The organism is Pseudacidobacterium ailaaui (assembly GCF_000688455.1).
Lineage (GTDB): Bacteria > Acidobacteriota > Terriglobia > Terriglobales > Acidobacteriaceae > Pseudacidobacterium > Pseudacidobacterium ailaaui.
In genome coordinates, this window is the sequence record NZ_JIAL01000001.1 from 3468003 (window position 1) to 3490789 (window position 22787).

Annotated in this window: 20 protein-coding genes, 1 tRNA gene and 1 pseudogene; 2 read left to right on the forward strand and 20 right to left on the reverse strand. The window is 58.5% G+C overall.

Translation table 11 applies throughout. The features are described 5' to 3' along the window. Positions 1–243: 243 nt before the first annotated feature. The 14 genes from brxL to N655_RS0115560 form a co-directional block, all read right to left on the reverse strand. Positions 244–2298: a BREX system Lon protease-like protein BrxL gene (gene brxL, locus N655_RS0115495; protein WP_044934877.1), complete on the reverse strand. Its 2055-nt coding sequence runs from the start codon at positions 2296–2298 to the stop codon at positions 244–246. Continuing rightward, positions 2295–2888, reverse strand: a complete 594-nt coding sequence (locus N655_RS20395; protein WP_049961483.1) for a hypothetical protein — start codon at positions 2886–2888, stop codon at positions 2295–2297. Before N655_RS20395 ends, brxL begins: the two co-directional genes overlap by 4 nt. Next, a complete protein-coding gene (gene pglZ, locus N655_RS19420; RefSeq protein ID WP_049961484.1) occupies positions 2852–4627 on the reverse strand; it encodes a BREX-1 system phosphatase PglZ type B in 1776 nt (591 codons plus the stop codon). Before pglZ ends, N655_RS20395 begins: the two co-directional genes overlap by 37 nt. Beyond that, positions 4624–5736: an ImmA/IrrE family metallo-endopeptidase gene (locus N655_RS0115505; RefSeq protein WP_026443717.1), complete on the reverse strand. Its 1113-nt coding sequence runs from the start codon at positions 5734–5736 to the stop codon at positions 4624–4626. The genes pglZ and N655_RS0115505 overlap by 4 nt, the downstream gene beginning before the upstream one ends. Further along, a complete protein-coding gene (locus N655_RS0115510) occupies positions 5733–6962 on the reverse strand; it encodes a hypothetical protein (protein WP_155987620.1) in 1230 nt (409 codons plus the stop codon). Before N655_RS0115510 ends, N655_RS0115505 begins: the two co-directional genes overlap by 4 nt. Positions 6963–7377: 415 nt before the next feature. After that, a complete protein-coding gene (locus N655_RS0115515; protein WP_155987621.1) occupies positions 7378–8196 on the reverse strand; it encodes an RAMP superfamily CRISPR-associated protein in 819 nt (272 codons plus the stop codon). Next, entirely contained in the window at positions 8186–8605 is a 420-nt protein-coding gene (locus tag N655_RS0115520; protein ID WP_026443720.1) for a hypothetical protein, read from the reverse strand. Before N655_RS0115520 ends, N655_RS0115515 begins: the two co-directional genes overlap by 11 nt. Beyond that, on the reverse strand, positions 8602–9543 hold the full coding sequence (gene cmr4 / locus N655_RS0115525; RefSeq protein WP_044934879.1) for a type III-B CRISPR module RAMP protein Cmr4: 942 nt from the start codon (positions 9541–9543) through the stop codon (positions 8602–8604). Before cmr4 ends, N655_RS0115520 begins: the two co-directional genes overlap by 4 nt. Then, positions 9536–12349 carry a hypothetical protein gene (locus N655_RS0115530; RefSeq protein WP_026443722.1) on the reverse strand — a complete coding sequence of 938 codons (2814 nt, stop codon included), beginning with the start codon at positions 12347–12349 and terminating at the stop codon, positions 9536–9538. Before N655_RS0115530 ends, cmr4 begins: the two co-directional genes overlap by 8 nt. Positions 12350–12351: 2 nt before the next feature. Further along, positions 12352–13308 carry a hypothetical protein gene (locus N655_RS19425; RefSeq protein WP_049961485.1) on the reverse strand — a complete coding sequence of 319 codons (957 nt, stop codon included), beginning with the start codon at positions 13306–13308 and terminating at the stop codon, positions 12352–12354. Further along, positions 13305–14396 carry a type III-B CRISPR module RAMP protein Cmr1 gene (gene cmr1 / locus N655_RS0115540; protein WP_155987622.1) on the reverse strand — a complete coding sequence of 364 codons (1092 nt, stop codon included), beginning with the start codon at positions 14394–14396 and terminating at the stop codon, positions 13305–13307. The genes N655_RS19425 and cmr1 overlap by 4 nt, the downstream gene beginning before the upstream one ends. A gap of 8 nt (positions 14397–14404) precedes the next feature. Continuing rightward, positions 14405–15352, reverse strand: a complete 948-nt coding sequence (locus N655_RS0115545) for a hypothetical protein (RefSeq protein ID WP_026443724.1) — start codon at positions 15350–15352, stop codon at positions 14405–14407. A 147-nt stretch (positions 15353–15499) separates the two neighbouring features. After that, the gene (locus N655_RS20635; protein ID WP_155987623.1) at positions 15500–15895 is read right to left on the reverse strand and encodes a hypothetical protein; all 396 of its coding nucleotides are present in this window, start codon (positions 15893–15895) and stop codon (positions 15500–15502) included. Positions 15896–16333: 438 nt separating this feature from the next. Continuing rightward, positions 16334–16660: a site-specific integrase gene (locus N655_RS0115560; protein WP_026443725.1), complete on the reverse strand. Its 327-nt coding sequence runs from the start codon at positions 16658–16660 to the stop codon at positions 16334–16336. Between the two features lie 135 nt (positions 16661–16795). On the opposite strand from N655_RS0115560, the gene N655_RS21225 reads away from it, so the two are divergent. Then, on the forward strand, positions 16796–17047 hold the full coding sequence (locus tag N655_RS21225; protein WP_432757655.1) for a TraB/TrbI/VirB10 family type IV secretion system protein: 252 nt from the start codon (positions 16796–16798) through the stop codon (positions 17045–17047). Here the strand turns inward: N655_RS21225 and N655_RS21235 are convergent. From N655_RS21235 to N655_RS0115580, 4 genes and pseudogenes are all read right to left on the reverse strand, one after another. Beyond that, positions 17026–17166, reverse strand: a pseudogene (locus tag N655_RS21235) (NAD(P)H-binding protein); the annotation flags it as partial. The gene N655_RS21225 and the pseudogene N655_RS21235 sit on opposite strands and share 22 nt — an antisense overlap. Beyond that, the gene (locus tag N655_RS0115570) at positions 17163–17750 is read right to left on the reverse strand and encodes a flavodoxin family protein (protein WP_026443727.1); all 588 of its coding nucleotides are present in this window, start codon (positions 17748–17750) and stop codon (positions 17163–17165) included. The pseudogene N655_RS21235 and the gene N655_RS0115570, both read right to left, overlap by 4 nt. Further along, positions 17743–18639 carry a sigma-70 family RNA polymerase sigma factor gene (locus N655_RS19430; protein ID WP_081823754.1) on the reverse strand — a complete coding sequence of 299 codons (897 nt, stop codon included), beginning with the start codon at positions 18637–18639 and terminating at the stop codon, positions 17743–17745. Before N655_RS19430 ends, N655_RS0115570 begins: the two co-directional genes overlap by 8 nt. Continuing rightward, positions 18636–19094 carry a carboxymuconolactone decarboxylase family protein gene (locus N655_RS0115580; RefSeq protein ID WP_026443728.1) on the reverse strand — a complete coding sequence of 153 codons (459 nt, stop codon included), beginning with the start codon at positions 19092–19094 and terminating at the stop codon, positions 18636–18638. The genes N655_RS19430 and N655_RS0115580 overlap by 4 nt, the downstream gene beginning before the upstream one ends. A gap of 682 nt (positions 19095–19776) precedes the next feature. Between N655_RS0115580 and N655_RS0115590 the strand changes: the two genes are divergently transcribed. Next, complete coding sequence (locus N655_RS0115590) at positions 19777–20004, forward strand: hypothetical protein (RefSeq protein ID WP_155987624.1); 228 nt, start codon at positions 19777–19779, stop codon at positions 20002–20004. A 45-nt stretch (positions 20005–20049) separates the two neighbouring features. On the opposite strand, the gene N655_RS0115595 is transcribed toward N655_RS0115590, so the two are convergent. Together N655_RS0115595 and N655_RS0115605 are read right to left on the reverse strand one after the other, a co-directional pair. Then, positions 20050–20124 (reverse strand) — tRNA-Gly (locus N655_RS0115595). A gap of 761 nt (positions 20125–20885) precedes the next feature. After that, positions 20886–22634 carry a putative Ig domain-containing protein gene (locus tag N655_RS0115605; protein ID WP_155987625.1) on the reverse strand — a complete coding sequence of 583 codons (1749 nt, stop codon included), beginning with the start codon at positions 22632–22634 and terminating at the stop codon, positions 20886–20888. Positions 22635–22787: the final 153 nt, after the last annotated feature.

Consider the following 22787-nt stretch of genomic DNA (forward strand, 5'->3'; position numbering starts at 1 on the left):
CGTCGAATATACTTGAACATGCACACGTCGTGGTGGTCCGTGATCGCTATGGCGTCGAGGCCCTTAGCGCGACATGCGGCAACAAACTCCTGGGCATATTGTGCGCGCTCGTCCTCCGTGACTGCGCCACCGCCTTGCCAGTTGAGATCCCGTGGTGTATGTACCTGAAAGTCGCATTTATGAAAATGAGCTCCCCTGTCCACAATGATTCCCTTTCTTTGTCAATAACACCTTGTATGCTCTCTACTCTACCAACGCCTTGAACACCGCATCCGCGGCGTCCTTGTAGAACTCAATGCTGATGCGTGTCCAGAGTTCGTCAGAGAGATCATTTAACTGACGGCGGGCTGCGACCGGCATCAGCAATGTCTGGGCCTGTTTATCAATAGCAAGCTCCGCGATCTGAACCGCATTCGGAATCAGGTCCACAGAACCGCCCAGGTTCAGTGCACCCACCACAATCGTTCCGCCGCGCGTATTTTTGCCAAGCAGGGCTCCGCACAGCGCAACCAGTACAGGGAGTCCTAAGCCTGTGCCGGAACGATCCGCATCGATGGCGCGCATTTGGATCGAAAACTCGTGCTCTCGGGGATCACGATCGCCGACGAGTTCCTTTGCTCGTGTATAGAGGTTCTGCTCTCCAATTCGGACGCTCTCTCGAAACGCCGGTGGTACGGGCTGGTTCAGAATCTTCACTCCGCTGCCTGGTCCCGAGGTGACCTCCAGTCGATATAGCCCCACACCCGTTTCCGGCGACCCCATGCTGACGGCCCAAACCTGCCCTGGTGGTAAAGGATCGCTCTCAATCGCCTCATCGCTATGCAGCTCCGGTGTCGAAACGAACTGCTCGACGCCCTCAACGCCGAGCGTGTAGCTGAAATGCGTATTCCGAAATTCGCTCTTAAATACTCGTTTCTGCTGCTCTTTGACCCGCCGCCGTGATTCCAGAGCCAATCGCGTCATCCACTCCAGATCTTGATCTGGCACCGGCATCTCCGGGTTCGGATAGAGCAGTTTCAGCAGACCGCTCATCGTTTTATTCACCGCTTCAATATCGCGGCCACTCAGCGCGCCGCCCCAGTACACCCGCCCTTGAAGTGCATTTACCCGCGTGCCGGCGCGCAGCTTGTTCCAGCATTCGCTGAGAAAGTCACTCACCAGGCCAAAATGATCCGTCAGATGCTGCCCCGTCTTAAGCTTTGGAAAATCCCATCCCGGCGCGTAGGCATGCAAGCGGTCCAGGAATGCGGTATCGTTGCGCATCTCCGGCGGCAGTGGGCTTAGCAGGTGACCGATTCGCTGCTGGTGTTGTATGTCGACATCCAGATTGCCGAGCATCACGATGCTGCCATCGGCCCGGATATTCTCCTTGCCCCGGCTGAACTGGCCGGACGCCATGTAGCCCTTCATGATGTTCACGCCGTCCTTCTGGTCGAAGGAAATCCCGGAGACTTCATCGAAGCAAACCACGTCATACTGGCAGACCAACCCGCGCTGGCCGCTGGCCATGTTCACGAACATCTTGGCTACCGTCGCCTTCCCGCCCGAGATCAGGTGCGAGTAGGGCGAAATCTGCTGGTAGATATGACTCTTGCCGGTGCCGCGAGGCCCAAGCTCCACCAGGTTGTAGTTGCGTTCGACGAACGGGACCATCCGCAACAGGGCCACCCGCCTGGCTCTTTCGTCCAGGCTCTCCGGTTCGAGGCCCACGGATCTTAACAGCAACTCGATCCATTCCTGCGTAGAGAACTTCGCCCGCCCTCGCGCCAAGACGTCGAGCGCGTCAGCCTTGGACATCTGAATCGGCCGAAGGCCATCTACAGCGAAGGCGCGGCCGTTGTGTTCCTGGCCGACCACAGCGTCATAGGAGAGTGTCACCTCCGCATAGAACCCGTCAGTAAGCATCCGCTCGTTCTCGCGAACCAGCTCATCGGCAATCCGGGCATCGCCGATCGCCAGGCTGGGCAATTCCGCCACATAGCAATCCCGCCGCGTGTCCAGCCGCGCCCGGACGATATCGATCACTTTCACTGGCCCGTGTTCCTTCGCCCGCGCCTTAAACAGCTCTTCCTGACCCGTGCGCACCGTGCGGTCTTTGAGTTGCTTCTCTACGATGGCCAGCCCTTCCTGAATCTCCTGTTCATCCACGCTCGCGCAATAGCGCCCGAGGAGGAACTCCACCACATAAGTGGGCACCGGATACTGCCGCGCGTATTTTCGCACCAGGTCCTTGCGCACCAGGTAGCCTTCAAAAGCCTCGGCGGCTTTATGATCTAAGGCGTCCATCACCACAGTCATGATTTCTCCCCTACACGCGTTGTTTGCGAGGTGATCACCTTGCCATCGCGGTCCAGCACGACAACCGAAGCTGCCGTGCCCTCGTGCGTATCGTCGGGAACCGCCAGGCTGACCTCGCCGCTTGCGCCCACTTCTTTAATGGCTGCGACAATGCTGGTCCCCTCCTGCTTCCAATTCGTTCGCAAGTCTACTTTCACCAGCGGATCGTTCGTCTGAACGCGGATGCGGCAGCGCATTCCGCGCCATTCGACCGATTGGATGGTCGCTTGCGCGCCGCCGAAGCCGCGCTCGACATCCACGACGGGGATGACGCATTCCTGCGGGCTGATGCCGCCGTGCGCGTAAACTTCGCCGTGGCGGAAACACGCAATTCCAGGCGGCGATGCGATCCGTACATCTGGGTTCCAATGCCACGGAGCCACAGGCGCCGACAACTCAGGCTGCCCTTTCACCAGTGCACATCTCGCCCATTTCGTTTCGGTGAGATAGGAAGGCAAATCGACCTTCGGCAACCCGCCGGGCAGAAGCAGCCAACCATGATCGGTCACCAGTCTTACGCGTTGCCAGCCGGCATCGAGCAGCGCCGCCACGCGCTCGGCGATTCGCTCAGTTCGTCGGATAAAGAATGGACCAGGTCGGCCTGAAGGCTGTGGCCACGGCTGTCGATCGATCCACACTCGGTCCATCCGCCGCGCGACACGCCTGAGGCATTCCGGATCTCATCGGCATCGAGCACTTCGACGCCGGCAGCTTCGAGCCTTTCCCGAAGGATTGGTGCGGTTAACGGCCGTGGCCCGGTCTTCGTCTCCATGACGGGCGTGAAGTCGGCGCCGTCCGCGCCGCGAATGCCGTCCTGGAATGGGATCGCGGCCGGTTTAGCCGTCGGAGTCACGGTCGGCAGAGGCGCGAGCCGCCAGGAGAGCGTGGCCTTCAGGGATCGTTCCTCGAGTAGCGCGGCAAGCTTTGCGGCCTGATCGAACCTCAACCCATCCACGAAAACCAGACAAGTGTCCTGATTTGCAGAGGTTTTATCCACCCGCTCACGAGCAGTTTTAGGATCGGCTGCGAGCAGCGATTGAAAATGCCGGGCCGAGGTTTCGAGCCACGGCTGATATAACGCGCGCACCACTTGCGCCATCAGAGACGCATTCGCTCCCGCGCCGAAAAGGGCCAGAGCCTCCATCGCCGCCGCATCGCACTGCCAGCCGGACTCGGCGTAGGCGGAGGCGGCTGCCGTAAGCCCCGGCCCGCCTACCGGGGTCTGCGCAGCGCGGGCGAGGCACGCTAACGGCGCAAGCGCTTTCGCCCAAGGGCTCCAATCGAGACGAGCCCACACCCAACCCCGCCGTTCCCCGTGCCGGGCTTCGAGTTCCAGCACCTTCGCGCATGCAGCGGCATGGGCCAGGTGTGGCACGGCCGCGAGCGCCTGTCTGAGTTCGTCCTCCTCCCGCTCATTGATTCGAGGATCTCGTGAACCGTCAAACGTGAGTTTCCCCTGAACGGCGGCTGCGGGATCGCGCATCAGCTTGGCAACACCGCTATAAAGTTGGGGAGCCTCCGCAAAACGGTTCCACACCCGGTCCAGGCGCGGCTCGGCGCATACCAAAAGCCCCGCGATTTCCGAGGGGGGGTTCTGCTCGGGGTCCAGGGCGAACTCGCTCCGGCAGACGGAGCGGAAACTCCCCCAGCGCGCGCCCTTTGCGCCTGCTTCGAACTTCTCGGGATGATTGAGCCAAAGAAGAACGTCCCTCACGGGATCAGCGACCGCGAGCTTGTCGAAATCGTCCGCATCGAGCCGCCGTCCTTCGAGCGCGCGAAGATCCACCTCGGCCAACAGGGGTAGGGCGCGCAGCATCGCTTCCTCGGTCTGCCGGTCGGCGGCGATATCGAGGCCCAGGCCATCGTTAGAAACCAAAAACGCCCGCACGGTCCAGTCGTGGCCATTCGATTGATGCCAGACGCGCCCGCGGTATTGGAGTTCCACCAGCGGCTGCAAATGCGCGGGGCAATCCGCCGCGGCGCGCAGGTCCTGCCTCCGCACGTGTGGAAGATAGAGAACGGGAATCTCGCCCGGAGGCAGACCGTCCGGCAGGGCTCGATCGACCACGCACTTGAGCCAGATCGCCGGCCCGGTGCGCGTCTGCGGGTTGTACGAGCCGAGTGTATAGATCCAGGGAAAGACCGCGCGCAGCGCGGGCAGCAAAGAGAGCCATTGCGCCTCGGCATCGGTCCAAAGGATGGTCGCCGGCGCGGCCCAACCCTCAGCCGGCCGCATGGAGGCGGCCAGCGATTCTTTGATCGCGTCAAACAAAGTGCGATGCTTCTTCACAGGAGCCTCCCTTGCTCAGCTCTCTCCCATCGCGATCGACGCGCTTCGAAGGTCCGCCTCGCCATCTCCTCAATGCGCCCAGCCGCTTTCGCGATGAGGTCGAGTGATACGGATTCCGGAATGGCTCCCTCGCTGAGGTAACGTGACACGTAGGATGCGCTCGTGCCTTGCAGGCCGAGTCGGCTTGTGACCAGAAAGGCCACAGCCTCCGCTTCGATCTCAACCGTTTTATGACTCAAGTTGGTTCGGCTCGGCCACCAATAATCCTCGTCGGTTCCGAGATGGCCAAGATAGATGTGTGCAAGCTCGTGGCACACAACACCGTATCGACTGGGAGCGTCGAGTTCCTCGTGAATGGCGATCCTCATCTTGGACTCACGGTCCCCGCGAGCAATCGTCGCGAAGCCCGCGTTCGTTGAGGACAGCCGCTTGAAATCGATTCGGATCTTGTCCCGTTTGGCTGCATTCCCAAGAGTCCGTTCCAAGTATTCATCCTTCCACTCGCCGGCAAACGAAGCGAACTTGCTCAGTTCTTCGGGGAGGTCAGGACCTTCTGTCTGGTCCAAATCGTACACAAGCAGCACCGGATGCATCGGCGCGAGGATGAGCATCGGTCGCGCGTCCTCTTTGAGCCGCCGTTTGAACCTCCGAAACCAGTCTTTCTCCGTGGCATAAAACGAGCAACTGGGATTCTGAATGCGGACTAGCATGTTGTTGTAAGGGGCGTAGTCCTTGAATCGCCCCATGAAGTCGATCATTTCCTGAAAGGCTTTCGAACTGCGGTAGGCGAGGCTTTGCCGCAGCAAGGAGTCGATGCCGGATTGAATATCCTTCCGGGGCGATTCAGCTCCAGCCAAAACCTGATCGAGTTCATCTCGTTCGAGAAGAGCGTCCAGGTATTGCCGGCAGGAGTTCTGGAGTGAACTATCTTTCGTGAGCGCCTTGGCTGCGTCCTTGATCATCCAGCGGGATTGCCAACCGAACGCTGACTCGATCTGCTCAACGAGTTCCCATGCCGAAGGTTGACGGTTCGAAAAGAGGATGTCGCGAATCGCCGCCTCGATCTGCTGTTCCGACACGGTTGCTTCTGGATTCAGTTCTTGGCTCATGCTCCCGCCTTTCGCTTGCGCTCCCGCGCCTGCTTCTTGGTCTTGAGCGAATAGTGCAAGTCGTTCCAGCGGGCGCCGTCCAAGGCATCGCCGCCCATAAAATCGTCGCTGTGCTCGTCCCAACTCCAGAACCACGGGAAATCTTCCTTCGACCGGTGCGGTTCCTTGCCGCGATCTTTGCCGTAGTTGATCTTGGGCGTCACGCGCAGGATGCAGGCGCCCTTTTTGGGTTTGGTGACGGGCGCAAGCGAAGTCTGGAGCCACGGGCGGATGTTCAGCCGCACGCCGTCATTGATGTCCGGCGCCCAGCCGATCGGCTGCTCGCGGAGCGGCTTCCAGCGGATAAAGAGGTCGTAAGGTGTTTCGCCTTCAAGGATTTTTTCGAGTTCGGCTTTGAGATGCTGCGCGGCGGTGAGCCGGGCGTCCGCGCCCTCCTTGCCGGCTTTCACTTCGCCCTGCTGGCGCTCGATCCAGCGGCCCACGTAGGTGTAGATCAGCTTTTCAAGCGTCTTGCGGCCTTCGCCGTTTGGCGCGGCGAGCTTGTGATAGTTCGCCAGCGCATGAAAGCCGTCCTTGCGCCCGTCCCAGATGTGCCAGACGAAGGGGCGCTGATGGAAGATCTGACAATGCTCGGCAAAAAAACCGTCGCGGAGCCAATCTTCGAGCGAGTCCCATTCGCCCAGGAGTTCCTTGAGCTTTGCGGCGGACCATTCTTCGCCGTAGGCGTCTTTGAGCAGGGCGCGCAGGCGGTCGGCGGCCGAGGCTTCGCCAGCGATCGAGGCCAGCGGCACGATGCCATCGGCGTCGGCGTGCACTTCGAGGCCATCCGGGCCGAGCGCAGGACAGTCGAGGAAACTCGAACCGGTCTGCCGCGGCCAGCGATAGCCAAGCAGGCGGGCGACGGCGACCTGGAGCGGGTGGTCGAAGCCTTTGGGGTGGCCATTGAAGAGCCACTGCGTGGGGTTGTCGGAGTGCGGCTTGGGGAGGCCGTTGGGAGATTTCTCTTGGGCGACGCGCTGCCAGTGTGCGAGGTCGAAGGGGACTTGAACTAGAGTGCCGGTGGCGGCATTAAGTTTGGATGTGACCATGCGAACATCATCGTTGTACTGTTGGGACTCACAGTAAGCCAAGATGGCAGGAAGAAAGGCATCGTCTATTGGAACCAACACCGCCGTGATCTTGTCATGCGGCTGCCCAAGTGACAAACTGCAAAGCAGGGTTCTCATCTGCCCGACAACAACTCCAAGACGTCCCCACGCTTGAAAGCCTTGAACCCGCGCCGCTTCCGACTGCGCAAGGTCCCCCTCGCCGCCTGCCCACCGCAGAACACTGTCCCTTCTGAAGTCACAAGCGGCGTCTTGAGGTGACCGCTGGAACGCTACCCAGTCGCCGGTGACTCATAACCGCACTTTTTCGGTTATGCCGATTAGTATATTAAATTTAACCGGCAAGTTTGCCGGTTAATGCATAAACCTCTTTAGACGAAGTCTCTGGTGTGGCCGCTGCGCCGTCATCTGCCCCGCGAAGTGTAAACCTGAGGAGGACTCGAAGATGTTTTTCTCGTTCGCATACGACGCCGACACCCGCCGTAGCGGCAATGAACGTACCGCGAGTACGCCGCCATGGAAGAGTCAGATCAATTCATGCTGGTTCCCAAATGCCCTGATGGCCAATCCGATATTTACTGGCTTGTACGATTCTCGTCCCGGGGATCCAACATACGAATGCCAAAGAAGGCTTGGATCCGAACGCTCCGCTTTCGGTATTCGTCTCGCGGCCGACCAGTGGCTCAATTGCGCCTTGGTAATTATCGGCATCAGACGCCAGCGTGTGAGCGCCAAGCGCCGAATGACTAGGCACCTCGATGACTGGTCTTTCAGGATTCGTGTGCGCCGGGTATATGCCGAAACATGGTCCTTCAAGCGGCGTGACGGTGAAGGGCCGCACGCGTCCCCACCCGTACGATCTCTCGCCGCCGATCTGTAAACGATTCAGAGCGCCGCGCCAGTTGAGTGTTGATCCCTCCCGTTCAAAGAGATATCCCGTGAGATACACCTGATCGCCGAAGCACGTGCGCGGCGCAATATACTCGACCTCATGCAAAGCGCCGTCGTCCGCGCTGTGGCCATCCTCAAGCGCGGTGCTCGCAAAACTGCTGAGGTAGAGCCACTCGAATTCGCGCCGGTTCCCGCCCCACGGCCAGAGGGGCACCTTGCCCGGAGTGGCTGAGATGAAGAAGTACGTCCACGCCAGTTCTTCATGAATCCGTCTTCCAACCTCGGCATAGTCCTGGCCGCCGGCATCGCGTGTGATGCGGGTCGTGAGAGCTCCCCAAATCGCCCGGCCAGGGACGTAGCGGCGTGTTGAGGCCAGATTTCCTATTCGTCTGTGCCCGACATGAAGCGGGGACAGAAGCTCGAGGACGATCTGATGTGCTTTCCACATCTGCCTATGCCCCAACCTGCGCCTTCAGGCTCTTTGCCGAATGCCTTGCGTAGATCAAGGCCTGCTCCCAAGTTTGTTTCACAAGCAAGAGGAGGTGCAGGTCCGAACAAATGTTCTTGATGACGAAATCGAGAATCTTGCGAAAATCGCCGGATTTCGTCAGGCTTATGGCGCCGAGCGTCTCAGCCAGATCGAGCAGGTTAGTCCGCACGGAAGTGGCCACGATGGAGGTCGAATCCTTCTCGCCGTTGATTTTCGAGCACAGGAATACGATGGCGGCGTAAGGGCCATTCTCCTGGATTACGCCAAGCGTCTTCGTAATCAGGTCTTCGGCAGCCTTGGCGGCTTGCTTCGTGGCTTCCACGTCCTTGAGGATCGCCTGCGCGGTCTTTGCGGCCCCCAGATCAAGATCGAGCGCGATCATGCTGCTCCCCCCTGCGTCCAGTCATGGACCACGCGCAGCCTCCCGAACCCACGTGTGCCCATGCCGCCGACGCCCATGTATTCCATCAACCGGAAACCCGAGGAAACCACGTCTAAAGGGCGGCTCCAAGTGACGCCCATTGGGCCGCCGCCGTTATGTCTGTCGATTGTCACCGGGAAGGCGGGGTTGTAATCGTCTTCGATCACATCACACCACAGCCAGGCGCCACGAGGAATGGCCTCGTAGGTGAACAGTGCTCCCTCTTTGGCCGCGCCTGTCTCAGAATCGATGCTCACGGATGTTCGGACCTCCAGGTTGCTGCTGACAACCTGCTCGAACATGCGAGGAGTGACAACGACAATCCGATCCTTGACGGCGGCGAAGGATGGTTGCACGGTGAGGTTTCCATCTGAAATCGTTGTTAGCACAGGCTTCTCAAAAAGCAGCCACGAAAGGTTGATACTTCGGTTCCAGGCTAATGTGGCTGCGGGCCGCTCATCTCCCGGTGGACGTTGCGAAACCGAGAAGCCAGCCTCCTCCAGCAGTTCGGCTGTGCTTGCCCATACTGGCCCGGCCATCGACCGCACAGGAAAGAGCAAAAGCCTCGCATCGAAGATGCTCACGCGCCCTGCTTGGCCGCCAGATCCGCGGGTCGTGCCGAACGTGTAAACGATCGGGCAACGTCTTTTGTCTTCATCCTTGAGCTTCCTATGCTGTCCTGCGGCTTCAAGTTTTCCATACTCCATCGCGGCATAGCTCCGGGCAGCGCCCGCGAGCGTGGTCCCCGGAATCTTTGGCAAGTTCGTTCCGGGCTCCCGCGCAACCGGCATGTCCACGCGACCCAGCCGGAAGCCTCCTGTGCCAACATGAATCGGGTCCAACGTCAGAAATACAAACCGGCGTTGTTCGTAAATCGGCGCAGTTTGTGCTTCACTCATCGTCACCTCCCACTTCCGTCTTGCGCTTCAGGAGTCCCACATACAGCTCGATCGCATCTTCCAGCAGCCCGTCGGTGCCGGCCTTCGTGAGGAAATCAAGATCGTTTCGGCTGAGCGGCTGCTTCCAGTCGGCCGTCGCAAGCGTATCGCGCACGAATGCCTCGAGAGTCGTATCGCCGGTCTCTGCCCACTGCCGTCGCTTTGCGCCGATGTCGGCCTGGATCGCCTTGATTTGCGAGGTTGCCAGAGCCTTACGAAGCAGCTCCCAAACGCGCGCGAGATCATTCCAATTCTCAAGCAGGTATGGCCGCGGAGATCTCCGCTTCCTCCCTGCGTCGCTGTACTCCAGTTCAAAGCGGGTTGCGGCACAGTCCAGAAACTGAAAATCGAAGTGGCTTGGTGTCAAGTAGACCTGGCCGCCGGATCGCAAACCGCCGACATCAAGGGCGCCGCCAGAATTGGCTGGAAGAAAATATGCGTACCACTTATCTTCTGTCGTTCCATCGCCCATAGACGTTGGGATTTTCCAAGCAATGCCGTTCGAGAATTCCAGGCCACAGATGCCACTGTCGGCCACGGATACTTTGGAGACAGCCCACAGCTCCTCGTTCACTGGCAGATCCATCACTCGGCGGCCGGCATCCAACATTATGGAAAGAGGCGTGTGCGCCTGACCAAACACGATGCCAACCGCGATCGGGAGCCGGTTTCGCACGCGCGCCATCTCGGCTTCGTACTTGTTCTTGATTGTATTGACAACGTCTGCAGCGCCGTCCGCGGGAACCAGCATCATGAAGCTCCGCGGATCAGCGAGAATCGAGATCGATGGGCGGTACTGAACGGAATCCAGATCGGCTCCCAGGACTGTTCCAGTGGCGATGCTGGTGAGCCTGGTGTAGCCCGCCTCATCGTTGTACGTGTCCTCCAGTACAGCGCATGGCTTTCCCCGGATCTGCTCTCTCAGCTCGTCTGGCGAGGTCTTCTGGTGTTTCGCAAGCCGCGCCAGATTCTCCGCCGTGATGAACTTCCATCCATTCTCATCCGTGCAGGCGACCGCGAGCCGTCCTACGTCAGGGATTTCGAGCTGATACGCATGCGTCCGCACGGGCGGATCATTACGTCCGGGACCAGGCCGCAGCGTCAGACGCCAGCGGATGCCGGAAACCGGAATCACACATTTGGCGATCTCTCCTTCGATCTCCTCCCAAAAGCGGGCCGTCGTATCCCAGATCCGCCGCAGCCGGGCGAAAGTCAATTCTTTGGACCGGAGCGATGGCGTCGGACTCACAATCAGCGAGCTTTCGATGTACCCGCCGGGCTCCAACCACTTCTCAATACCGAAGCGCCCGACGATCAGGGCGACGCGGCCGTTAACGTCAGCAACCTCATCCAGCCAGATGGTTGTTTCCAGTTTGTCGAGCCACTGTTCGCAGCGGTCATCGCGCAGAGCCTCACAAGGCACGCATACGCGACGCTCTTTGGCCTTCCGTGATGTTCGACCCGGCGGATGGCCCTGTGGTCTCACGCCGCAAACCGTGCAAACGTCAGCGCGTTCCACGTCTTGCCACCACTGGCGCACGGTCTCCGGTTTTGCTGTAACGAGCGGAACCGGCTTGGCCAGTTCGCCGGCGAGTCCAAGGCCTTGCGCATGCGCCACGCTAACGGAAAGCGCCGGCGTGATCTCCAGCTTTACTGCTTTGGAAGCCTCCGAGCGCTCACGTTGGCGCTCATCGCCATCGCCGGCTTCGATCGGGGTGATGAATGCGCTTCGGACATGGGCCTCGATCAAACTAAGGAGCATGCTGCCCCGCTCATCCTCCGCCTCCAGATCCGGAACGACAAACGCGGAACCAAATTCGTCCCGATAGACCTCATTCCCGAGGGGGCATTCCTGTTCGAGCAGATCCTTCACCGCGTCGAGGCTGTGTGTGATGATTTGTTTCCGCGCCAAAAGGTCGGGAAGCCTGGAGACGTGCTCGTAGAAGGTGGGGCCGTCCAGCGCGATCCGTAGAATTCGCCACTTGAGGTACTCCTTTTCGGTCCACTTGCCTTCCAGGAGCATCTTGGCGAGCGCTGCCTTGAAGAATGCGGCGACGGCTGAGGAGACGTCCCATAGCGTGATATCGTTCAGCGGCCTTCGAGTTTCGGCGAGCGCCAAGGTCATGAGTCTACGGGCATCCCGTAGGTACTCATTTCGCTTACCTTGTTGAATGGAGTCCAGGAGGCTTTCCCGCGCATGCCTCAGCGTGGAGGCATCAATCCCACGCTCGTGACCGAACACTGTGGCAACCTGAACCGGAGGTTGTGACTGTCTCCCCTCGTCACCGGCTCCCTCCTTGTCGATTGCGGAGGCCTCGTGCGAAGCCCACAGCAACTCCGTAAGCCGTGAAGTCGCGACCCATCTGCCTGGCCGCCGTTTGGGGTCGGTCAGAGGGCGGTAGAAATCATAGTTTTGGTACTCAACAAAATCGCCCATGCAGTAATCGACTCGGTCATCAAAAGGTGGAGGCAGCACAATGGGTGTGCTTGCGAGCCAATTGCGCGCCTTCTCGCTGAGGAAACCGGTTGTTTCCGGCTTTGGCTGATAGCGGTCAGCCTGATACTTATACTTGATTCCAACAACGTTTTGGAACTCGAAGCGGCCACGGTAGCGAGTGACGATCGGGTCGGTATTGCCCGCATTTGCGAGTTGCACGAACAGAAACTCCTCCCCGAACTTCCCGATGTTGTGGAGGAACGCGCCCAATTCCGCCTTCAGGATCTCCTGGCGGTTTTGACGGAGAATTTCGAGATCATAGCCCGGCATCGTTACGCGCTCCCCTGAATTCGGGCGGCCAACGCTTCGGCCCTTTCGATGAGTTCCGAGAACTTGGCGAAACTGGCGGGGCCTCCATCCAGCCCCGCCACCTCGATGATTCCGCGCTCGCCCACCAGCGCATCCGTAGCCGCCCCATAGCCGCTACTCTTCTTGGCGGAAACGCCGTAATCTCGCATCGCACCTCGAACACAGCGGGCAACCGCAATCAGGTCGCCCGCAACCTGCTTCCGGAAATCGGGTAGGGTCAGGCTCCGGGGCCGCTCGTCGCGTGGGAGCGCCAAGTACAACAGCGCGAGGCGGCTCCGTGCACCCCTGGGCACGCACTCGATACGAATTGGATTCTTGCCAATCCGACGGACCCGATCATGCGGGTTGACGATCTCGGTTGCGATCTGGGTAAAGAATGAAGTAAACGTGCAAATCCTGCCCTCATGCAGCGCGGCCGCCGGCTCATCGCCCCGAGAATTCTTCGGTGGCTCCGGTCCAAAGAGCCTATCCACAGCCTCGCGAGCTTCGATCAGGCAGGCGTTACGCAGCGCCCCCTTCCATGTGGTGGCGGCAATCAACGGCAAGCCGAAAACCCAGTCCTTGCGCACGGGGTTTTCGGTAACGGAAAAGACGCGATCATCGCGGCTCAGATAGGGAGTTTCCAAGGCAAAATCCGCCCGGAGAAAAAAAGATAAAGGCGGCAGAACGTTCAGATCGATACGGGCCGGCGTCCCAATCTCAAGTTTTTCCATCAGCGCGGCGCCGCGTTCGAGGCGCTGCCGGTACGCCTCCGTCTTCAGAAGCCTGGCGTAGGTGTCCTGGCCAAGGATTTTCGTGTCCTCGCTCGCAGTCGTTTGCGCCAGTAGGTCGATGAGCGCAACCGGGTCTGTGGACTCGCTCTCCAACGCCAGCACCTGCTCGCGTGTATAGAGCGGAAAAGCCGCGTAATAGTCGCTCACAGGACCTCCTTCTGAAAGTCGCTCCAGCCATAGGTTCGGCACCTGTTCCCTGCAAACATCTCATTGACGACGTTCTGGATTGCATCCGTAATTGCCGGCCGCTGGCGCTCCAGATCCGGTGGGACATGAACCCAGCACCTCAGGCGATACGGTTCTTGCGGCTTGCGCCGGTATAGATGACTGACAAACACGCGGCTGGCGGACCGGTTCGCGCTCCGAGCGCTCGTGCCCACGATCTCCTCAGCCCGCCGGCCCAACAGGTTCTTCAGCGCTGGGCGGATGCCCCGATCTCGACCGGCTCCGGAGCGAAAATTCCCGGTGCTGCTCTTGTAGCGAATATCGTAGGCGATTGGCAGAACGCGGCTGAGATAATCGGGGCTGGCCGATGAAGGTATCTTCGTGGCCCCGGCGTAAGCGCCGACATTGCTTATCTCGAAGCTGAGGAACGCCGTTTCCCTGACGTTGAACATTCCATCCATTTCGCGGCTGTCTTCGGGGAACGCAGTGATGAACCGGCTCAACGCCTTTCGGTCAAATTGCGGCATTTCGCGCCAGGCGATCACTCCCCAGCCGTTTTGCGGTTTGGCCGCCAGGGCTCCAAAGCGGGCGACCGCATTGAGGAGGCTGCAAAAGACGCTGTCAAGATCCGCGTCTCCTAGCGCGTCGGCTCCGAGAATGTGAGGCGTGAATTGCAGTGTAAGCGCATCTCCCCACAGAACCTTGCTGCCAGGTAGCTTGTACACACGGCGCAGCCAGTTCTTATGTATAGGGGCGACCTCGGGAGCCGCCCGTATGCACCAGTCGCTCGCGTGCAATCCGGAACCGGTCAAGCGGAACCGCCGGGCCCAGCCAGTCGTCCCAAAGAGCCAACACGCCGGGCACAGGCCGTGGAAAGGGTTCTTCTTAGGGTCGGGATCGTACTGACAAGCCGCTTCCGTCGGGTCACATGCGTGGCGGCCGAGGGCCCGCACAATCCCTTCAAACCACCAGCGCAGCGACCCCATCAAACCCGTGATACGCAGGGACCCGCTGATGCCTTCGGCATCGCCGGTCCAGATCGGAGTCAGTGGTGTCAGGGTCAGGTCCATGGGCGCCCTCACGCGAGACTTGGCTGGGCGGCCAGTCTCAGCCGTTCCGTCAACGCGGCGATCTCGTGATCGACTGTCTCTCGCCGGCGCTTCTCTCCCCGAGGAAGTTCCCGCCAGCACGCATCCAGCGCCGCTTTGCCCTGTTCGCCATTGATGCCGCCGATCACCGCGACCGTATCCTCAAACGTCTGGCCCTCAGAGGTGAGCAGTCGTTCCTGCAATTCATGTAAGACTGTCGTTCGACCCTTGAGATGGCGCCTGCGCCACTTGAGGTACTCGACCGCCTCGGAATACTTAAGGTCCGGCAGGCTCGGAAGCAATTTCAGGATGTACCCGGAGATTTCTGCCTCACTGGGTTTGAAAATGCCGTCTTGCTGTAACTTCTCGACCGCGGCTTCGCCGCCGCTCAGGAACAGCCACTGCACTATAACCTCTGCACACCGCCCGTTGCCGGCGGCGATTCTCGCCAGCGTCTTCTCCTGATCAGGAGTCAGGGCCGGAACATCGGACGGAGCGGAACGCAACTTTGGCAGAACAGCCTGCAATTCCCTGGAGTCCGAGCAAAGCACTAAGTGGAGCGCTTCTCCAGGCCTGAACGATCCTCCGTGCACAACAGCATCGTGCAATTTATCACGGAACTCATGATAGAAGCGCAAGGCAAGCTTTTTTTCTGGCGATGTTAGCCTCCCCTCGCGAAGTCTGGCGTCGATGGCACCCATGACAATATCCTGCTCCGCCTTCTCGCCTCTGCCAAAGGACCAGGCGAGAGCAGCGATCATGGCGTTTGGGAGGGTCAAGGTCCACCACCAGGATTTGGCGGCTTCGGCAGCCGGCCAGTAGTGGTTGCACACGTAGAGCGCAGCGGCAAAGATGAGGCTGAGCCAACTGAGACGAGCGGCTCTGACCAGCCACACATGACGTTTCAGGAAGCTCTGCATGGATTCGGTCATTCCCATGCCCCTTTAGCTCTCCTCGAATCCCCAATTCTCGAACTTCAAGGTCTGGCAGTTTTCCGTCAGCGTCCGAACCACGTTGTTCGGGGCGCCGGAGGGGATCTCAGCCGCGATGTCCAGCGTCATAGTCACTTTCGCGCCGAGCAATCACTAAGATGTTGTACCACCGCACTGGCGATCTGGTCCACATCGCACGAAAAGGCGGGTCGCGTCGATCCTGGCTGTGCCGTGGAAGCGCCGGGGGACGGCCCTCTTGGGCTCAGAGGCGGCAATTGGCTGAGACCTTGTGGGGCTGCTCTCCGTATTGTCGCTAGGCGGGCCCATTGGACGCGTTGTTCCAGCGGAACCTGCTGCAGCCGCAGCCTCTCGTTCCATCTGCGCGACCGCCGCTTCCGGCTTCACCACCCCGCTGTGGCCGTCCAACTGCACCGAGACCCTCCGGCTGGCCTCCAGACCGCGATAACGATCAGGCGTCGCGTCGTAGTAATCCGCATAAGCAAGGTGTCTAGGCTCCAGGTCGTGCGGGTGACGCCGTCTAGATCGCATCCAAAATCACCTGCGCGTTCTTCACTCGCGGGAGATACAAGTACTTCGCGACATCGTCCACCAACTGCTTAACGATGACATAGTTCCCTCGCCACAGCGGCACCTGGTCGATTTCCAACCTAGTCTGGTTCCATCCATGCTGGGCATGAGCAGTTCGGAACCCCGAGCTTCTTCGACGCCCGCTCGGTCAGCCCGCCGTCTCCCTTCATCCGGTCGTCGGTCCTCTCGATGGGGCGGGCGCGAAAAGGCCCCGGCAACGATCTGAAGAAAAGTCATTCAGGCAAAGATGTCAGGGAAACATGAGATAGAAATCTGGGGAGATGGGACTTAGACTCGCAGTTTTATGTACGTGGATGACTGCACCAGAGGGATCCAAACCATCCTTGAAAGTGGATGACAACCTGTTACTACATTTTCGGGCGTTACTACAGTTTCGAGCTACCGTCTCGCCTCCAACCGGGTCGCCAGGCTCGTCATCGTGTACTCGTTCTCGTTCACATCCACGTGATGCTCCATCTGATCGGCGCGCGTTTTGGCGTCCATACCGGCCTTGCGGCACAGCGTCGCGTAGCTGCGCCGGAGCACTTGGAAGTTGACCCATTCAAGCCCAACCTCTCGCAGACGCGGATGGATGCTGCGTCGCCAGAGATTATCGCGACTGAGCGGAGTTCGCCCGGTCTCCGACGGGAACAACCATGCTGTGGGTGTTTGGTCCTTAAGCATCTCGAGCCATTCCTGAAGAAGGGCCCGCGTGCCCTCGGTCATGCGACCTCTCTGATGGAGCGCTTGGTCTTCGGCGAATCGATGTCACCCTTGTAGACGCGGCGCTGGACGAGGACCGACTGAGTCCGCAGGTCATGGATCTGTAGCCCGGACGCCTCTTCGATCGACCTCGATGGGATGGCCGGTCAGGACGAGCAAGGCTACTCCGGGCTGCGGCACAGCGTCGACAACCACTACAAGCGGCTGATTGGCTTCGCCGCGCTCACGAGTCTTTTCGCGTCCGGTTTCGAGCTTTCGCAGTCCCGCACTACGTCTGTGCTCCAATATCCCAGCGCGGGCGAGCTCGCGGGCGCCGCTGCCTTTACTGCCCGCATCACAGCCTCGCGATCGAGTGCGTCGGCTACTGCGGGCGTTCCCCCGGCCCCGTGAACCTGTTCGGCCTTTTTACTCGAACGCGTCATCCCGGTAACCTGATGGCCTGCTTCGACGAGTAAGGGAACCAGGCGGCTTCCGATGGCGCCGGTCGCGCCTGCGACGAATACTCTCATACGCGCCCCCGCACGAACTGAGCGGTCACCTCAGCTACCCGTTTTCCGAGATGCTGCGCTGTCGCGAGGTCTGCTGCGGGAGGTGCCTTTTCCGGTCCCTCATCGACATTCGACTGCGCTCCGGCGCCCAGCCAGAAGCCAAGACGGTTCAGCTCGTCGTCCGACCCCCGGCTCGAGTTGTTCCCCGACGGCAGATCGAGATTGACCCAGTGCATCCCGTGCTGCGCGGCGAAGATCGCGATTTGGACGAGCGTCGCCAGCTTGTCTCCGGAGCGGGCGCCGGAATTCGTGAAACCCGCGGCAATCTTGTTGCGCCAGGCAAATCCTTTCGCCATGACCGCCCTCGACGTCGCCTCCTGAAAGGCCTTGAATCGAGCCGAAGGACCGCCCATATAGGTAGGCGCTCCGAAGATGATGGCCTCGCTCGCAGCAAGATCGTCCCAGCGAGACTCGGCTTCGTCGACATTGAGAAGCAGGACGTCTGCGCAGGATAGCTGTTTTGCGCCCGCGCTCACCGCCTCCGCCTGTCGCCTGGTATGGCCGTAAACGCTGTGATAGACGATCGCGATTTGAATCTTAGACACGGCTCTGTTCCCCCGCTCCAGAAATCAAGACTCGAATGTGCTCTAGTTTCTCCGGATTTCGTACCACATAGATCGCGGAAATTTTATCTGCATCGACTTCGAGCGCGGTGGTCTGAAGCGTATTGTTGCTTTCGACCGTGACGAACCCCGGCAGGCCGTTGATGAAGCCTTGCTGAACCATCCGCGACATCTCCCGCTCAAAGACACGTGCGAGCGACTCAAATAACGGCATCACGTTCTCGATCCCAACAACAGGTTCCAGCAGCGCAGGAACTTTCCCGCCGCCATCGGAATAGACCACTACGTCCTCCGCCAGCAGCGAACGCAGTTTTTCCATGTTGCCGCCGCGGGTCGCCGCGAAGAATGCATCGGCAATCTCCAGGCACCGGCTTTTGGAGATAGGAAACCGAGGCCGGGCCTCTCGGACATGAGCCCGAGCGCGGCTGGCAAGCTGGCGGCAAGCCGCCGGGTCACGACTGATCGTATGCCCAATCTCTTCGAAGCTGAGCCCGAAGAGATCATGCAGAACGAACGCGGCGCGCTCCAGAGGCGAAAGCCTTTCCAGCGCCATAAGCAGCGGCAGCGTGACATTGTCTGCCTGCTCCGCCAGCTCCACCACCGGTTCCGGCAACCAAGGCCCGAGATACGTTTCGCGCCGGACTCGCGCTGATTTCAGGTAATCGAGGCAAAGCCGGGTCACTACGCAGCGCAGAAAGGCTTCCGGTTGCTGTACGGCGCTGCGATCTGCCTCCAGCCAGCGTAGAAACGCCTCCTGGACCACGTCCTCCGCGTCCGCCACGGAGCCCAGCATGCGGTACGCGACGCGCACCAATTGAGGCCGCAGCGGGTCGAATACAGCCGCGGCAGTGTCCTCCATATCCGCCATCATGCCTCCTTGCTTCTGTCGATCGCATGTCCGGTTCGGAAGCCTACGTTGACCCTGTTCCATCCGTTGATCGCAACAATCAATAATGTGAGCTTCACCTGCTCCTCTGCGGTGAATTGCTTCTTGAGTTCGTCGTACACATCGTCGGGCGCGTGTGTCTCATGTAACAACGTCAACGCCTCAGTCCAGGCAAGCGCTGCTCGTTCGCGAGGCGTATAGAGCGGCGATTCACGCCACGCGTCCAGAAGATACAACCGCTCCTCCGTCTCGCCCTTTTGCCGGGCGGCTGCAGTGTGCATCCGCAGACAAGCCGCACAGCCGTTGATTTGTGAAGCGCGGATCTTCACCAGCTCCATCAGGCTTTCCTCTAATCCGGACTTGAGCAGGTTTTTCCCAAAATCAAGCCAACCCTGCATGAGCGCAGGCGCGGCGGCAAATGGATCCAGTCTCGCTGTCATCGTGGGTTCTCTCATGGTTGCCTCTCATAAACCATGACGAGATGACGTCCTCTCGTGTGACACGTCGGTCAGTTCTGCCAGCGGTCACCCCTGAAAGGCTGCGGGAGTTGGTGGTAATTGCAAGCCCGTTAGGAATGGAGTTGATTGCTGGCCAAGTCTTGCTCCGGCAGCTTGATCTTTGCATTCCCGCGCACTGCGCAAATCGAGACAATTTTGTGCGCCGCTATTGCACGGCCACCGGCACGTACGTCCATTCCCATGGCGGCTGGCGGATGCCGAAGAAGTACTGCCCTGGTGCGAGGCGATGGAGATCCAGTCGCGCCCTTACCGCGGTAGTTCCGTTCTCGACGGACGCGGCGCCCTCTGTTTCCAGCAGTCCTGCGAGCAGCGGTTTCAATCACGAAGCCGACAGGCGCCGTTGACCACTTCGCGAAGACTAACATGGAACGGAATCGGAAAGGGAGCTTATGACACCGACGGCCGCACCGCTAAGCATAAATGATCACTATGCCCCAGAGAAGAGCGGCCCTGAGATTCTCACGCTTCGTGAAGCCACTCAACTGCTGCTCGAAAGCCTACGTTGCCAACGTACTGAATGGATGCGTTTCGGGCATTCCGCCAATCCCCCATGTCGTTGTCGGTCGTCCGAAGCTGATTCGGCGTGCCGCACCCGAACAGCGTTGTGAATCATCTGCGATTCCATGTGCGTGATATCTTCAACTTGGCTCTGGGAGAACGCGGTGTGGAATACAACCCGGCCTTGGCGCTCCATACACCGGCGAAGTGTAAACTTGGCAAGGAACTCAGGGTGCTGACTGCTGCCGATATCCGCAGCACCCTTGGTGTGCTTCCGGGTCGCGAGCGGCTGATCGTCAGCTTCGGAATGTTTGAAGGGATGCGGCCTGGATAGAAGTAGAAATCCTGAGGGTGGGCGTGACCGCTAACTTATTGAAAATGGAGCGGGAGACCGGGATCGAACCGGCGACATTCAGCTTGGGAAGCTGACGTTCTACCACTGAACTACTCCCGCCCTGCAGAATGAGCGAAATACGGATCCATAATCACCGTACCGTCATTTTCAACAAAGATGATCTCTATACGAAGTATCGCAAGATTAACAGCAAATGGCAATTCCGTACCAGACAGCCGTCTTACTTGAGCAGCCGCAAAGCGTTCTCACCTTAGACTTTTAACAAAACGTCATCGGGCAGGTAAAGACCATCGCTGTTCCACCTTCCCTGACACAAGCCCTGACACAAGGCATGAGATTCATCGGCAGTTTCAAGAAATCGAAAATAAAGCCGATACATTTTCTTCTGGAAGCAAATTGGTGCCGAACAGAATTTTGCCGGAAAGTCGCAGGAAGAGTTTGCATGCAGAAAAAGGTTGGCGAACCAATTCCGATGCGCGCGCAGGATGTCAATTACAGACGTTAGAACGGTTTTCAGCAGCTTTATGAGGCGGCCGAGACCCTCTCCGCATTCAGCAATATTGCACAAACGAACATCGGCTTGCATCTACCGGCAAAAAGAATACGACAGGATCTGCAATACGAAACGGAACAGGAATTTCCCGCTCTGGTGCTTTCTCAAACTGGGGAGCCTGACGCTCGTCAACTACACATAGCAGTTTGCCATCGGCATCGCGCACACTCAGACCCGATCTTTCCAGAGCTTGATGCCAACTTCTCCTCGTTCCACGGACCCTTCCATGTGTTCGAGTAGGCGGCCGATAAAATCGGCATGACACTGCTTCGCACGTGTTGTTTCTTGCTCTAAATCTAATCTCCCTTTAATGGGCAGCAGAAGAGGATCCTGTTTGCTTTGGTTGGAAGAGCTGCCCAAACAAATCATAGGAAAAGGACAAACCGAGAAATAGCCCCCCACGATAATGCGTGGTCAGAACGTTGCCGGGATAAATTGGCGCGCCTTGAGTTCCATCCGGATTTTGGACCAGAACAGGAAATCCATCTAACTCCTCGGGCCAATCCTTAAAATCAAGGATCTTTGCTGCATCGTATCGCAGATAGATAGGCAGTGGGTTGGCCAGCTTGGAATTCGCCGTGACGACCTGAGCAGCAGCAACCCTGAATCCAGGCGATGGTTCATTGAATGGAGATAGGGCATAACCTAGCAGAAGGTCCAATGGACTATCTTTGTTGCCCAGGCGATACCCAAAACCAAATGTATATCCATTCAACACATTTGTGCTGTTGGGAGCAAACTGCAAATTGGTGAAAATGGACGTAGGCACAAGACCAGAGAACCTATTGCCATGGTTCGATTGCATTTTGTGCAATGCGAAATGCCGATCAAATGGCGGCATCTGGAAAGACGCTCCAAGCAGAAACGCGGGTGTCTGCATCCCTATTCCATTCTTCGACAAGACATTGCTGTTATTTGAATAATCTGCGGAGTTCGGACTGGTAACTCTCGATCCTACTCCCACCTGCTCCTTTACCCACGGATTTTGGGGCTTCTGACTACCTTCAGTAACGGCAGCAGTCAAAGGATCGCCCGTGATCGGCTGGGCCAGTTCTGCGGCAGGAAGATAAGTTTTTTGATTCACCGCATCCTGGCGAGCATTCATATCAGCCACAAGCGCATCCCAGGCGGCAGCACGCGCGAGATACCATAATTTCGCGATTTTGTTCAGGGAACTGTCGAGCGCAGCACAAGCTTTCAAGTTTGAAGAGGCTTCCTCTGCCTCGTCCTGTATTTTTGACAAGCTGGCTTGGTACTGTGCGCATCCTCCCTCTGTGGCTGTTTTTGATGGATGGGCACATGCGAGTATATTGTTTTTCAGGTCGCTTTGCGCAACCCTATCTGCAGCAACAGCATTGTTTTCATCCGGCACAGGATCGCAAGTCAGATTGATACTGTTGAAAAAAGCATGGCCCTTTAATCTGGATACAACTGAATGACTCTTCGCTGACATTTTGACAGGCACGATTGAGAAGGAAGGCTGCGTGAGCTGTCTTGCGGCAGCCTGAAGATTGCTTGCATCTTCCGATGTCTCTGTGGCAGAAATCGGCGTATAGCGAAGCCCTGAAGATGCTGACCAGTTATCAGGTGAAGCACTGGGTGTTAAATCTTTCCTTGATACTTCCACATCCGACCTATGATCTATGTCCGCAATCGTGGCTTGAGGAGCTTCTTTCGCTTTCGTAGCTATTTGCGGTCCCCCAAGGTCTACAAATTCAGGCTTGCTGGAGACCTTCAAAACTAGTCCAAAAGTCTTGTTGTTTCCCTGTGCATCGGAAACGCTCAAGGTGACCCGATAGGTCCTTTCAAGGCCTGAGGGAATACGCCCTTTTAACCGCAAGCGCTCGCAGTCAAAAAAGAGGGTTTTGGGCAAAGCATCACCAGTCAGGTGGCATTCCTGGAATGGATAACCAAGACCTGAAGGGATCGTCAATTGCACAGCGTAAAGCGATCCAGGCTTGGCCTGCGGGAGTTGTATGGCAGGCTCACTGGATGAAGCTGAAACAGTCACAAAACAGGCAATAAACAAGGGCAACAACCGAGTCTTAATGCGCATAAGCACCCTCGGAAAGTTGGATTTCACACCTGGGAGGAAATTTGGAGAGAGGTTGGGGGAGATACTAGCTCGGAGCTTGGAATTTACGCAAGAAAAAAATTGGGGAATGTGCCTTTTATAACCAGACAGATTCGCATCTGTTTAAGGTTACAG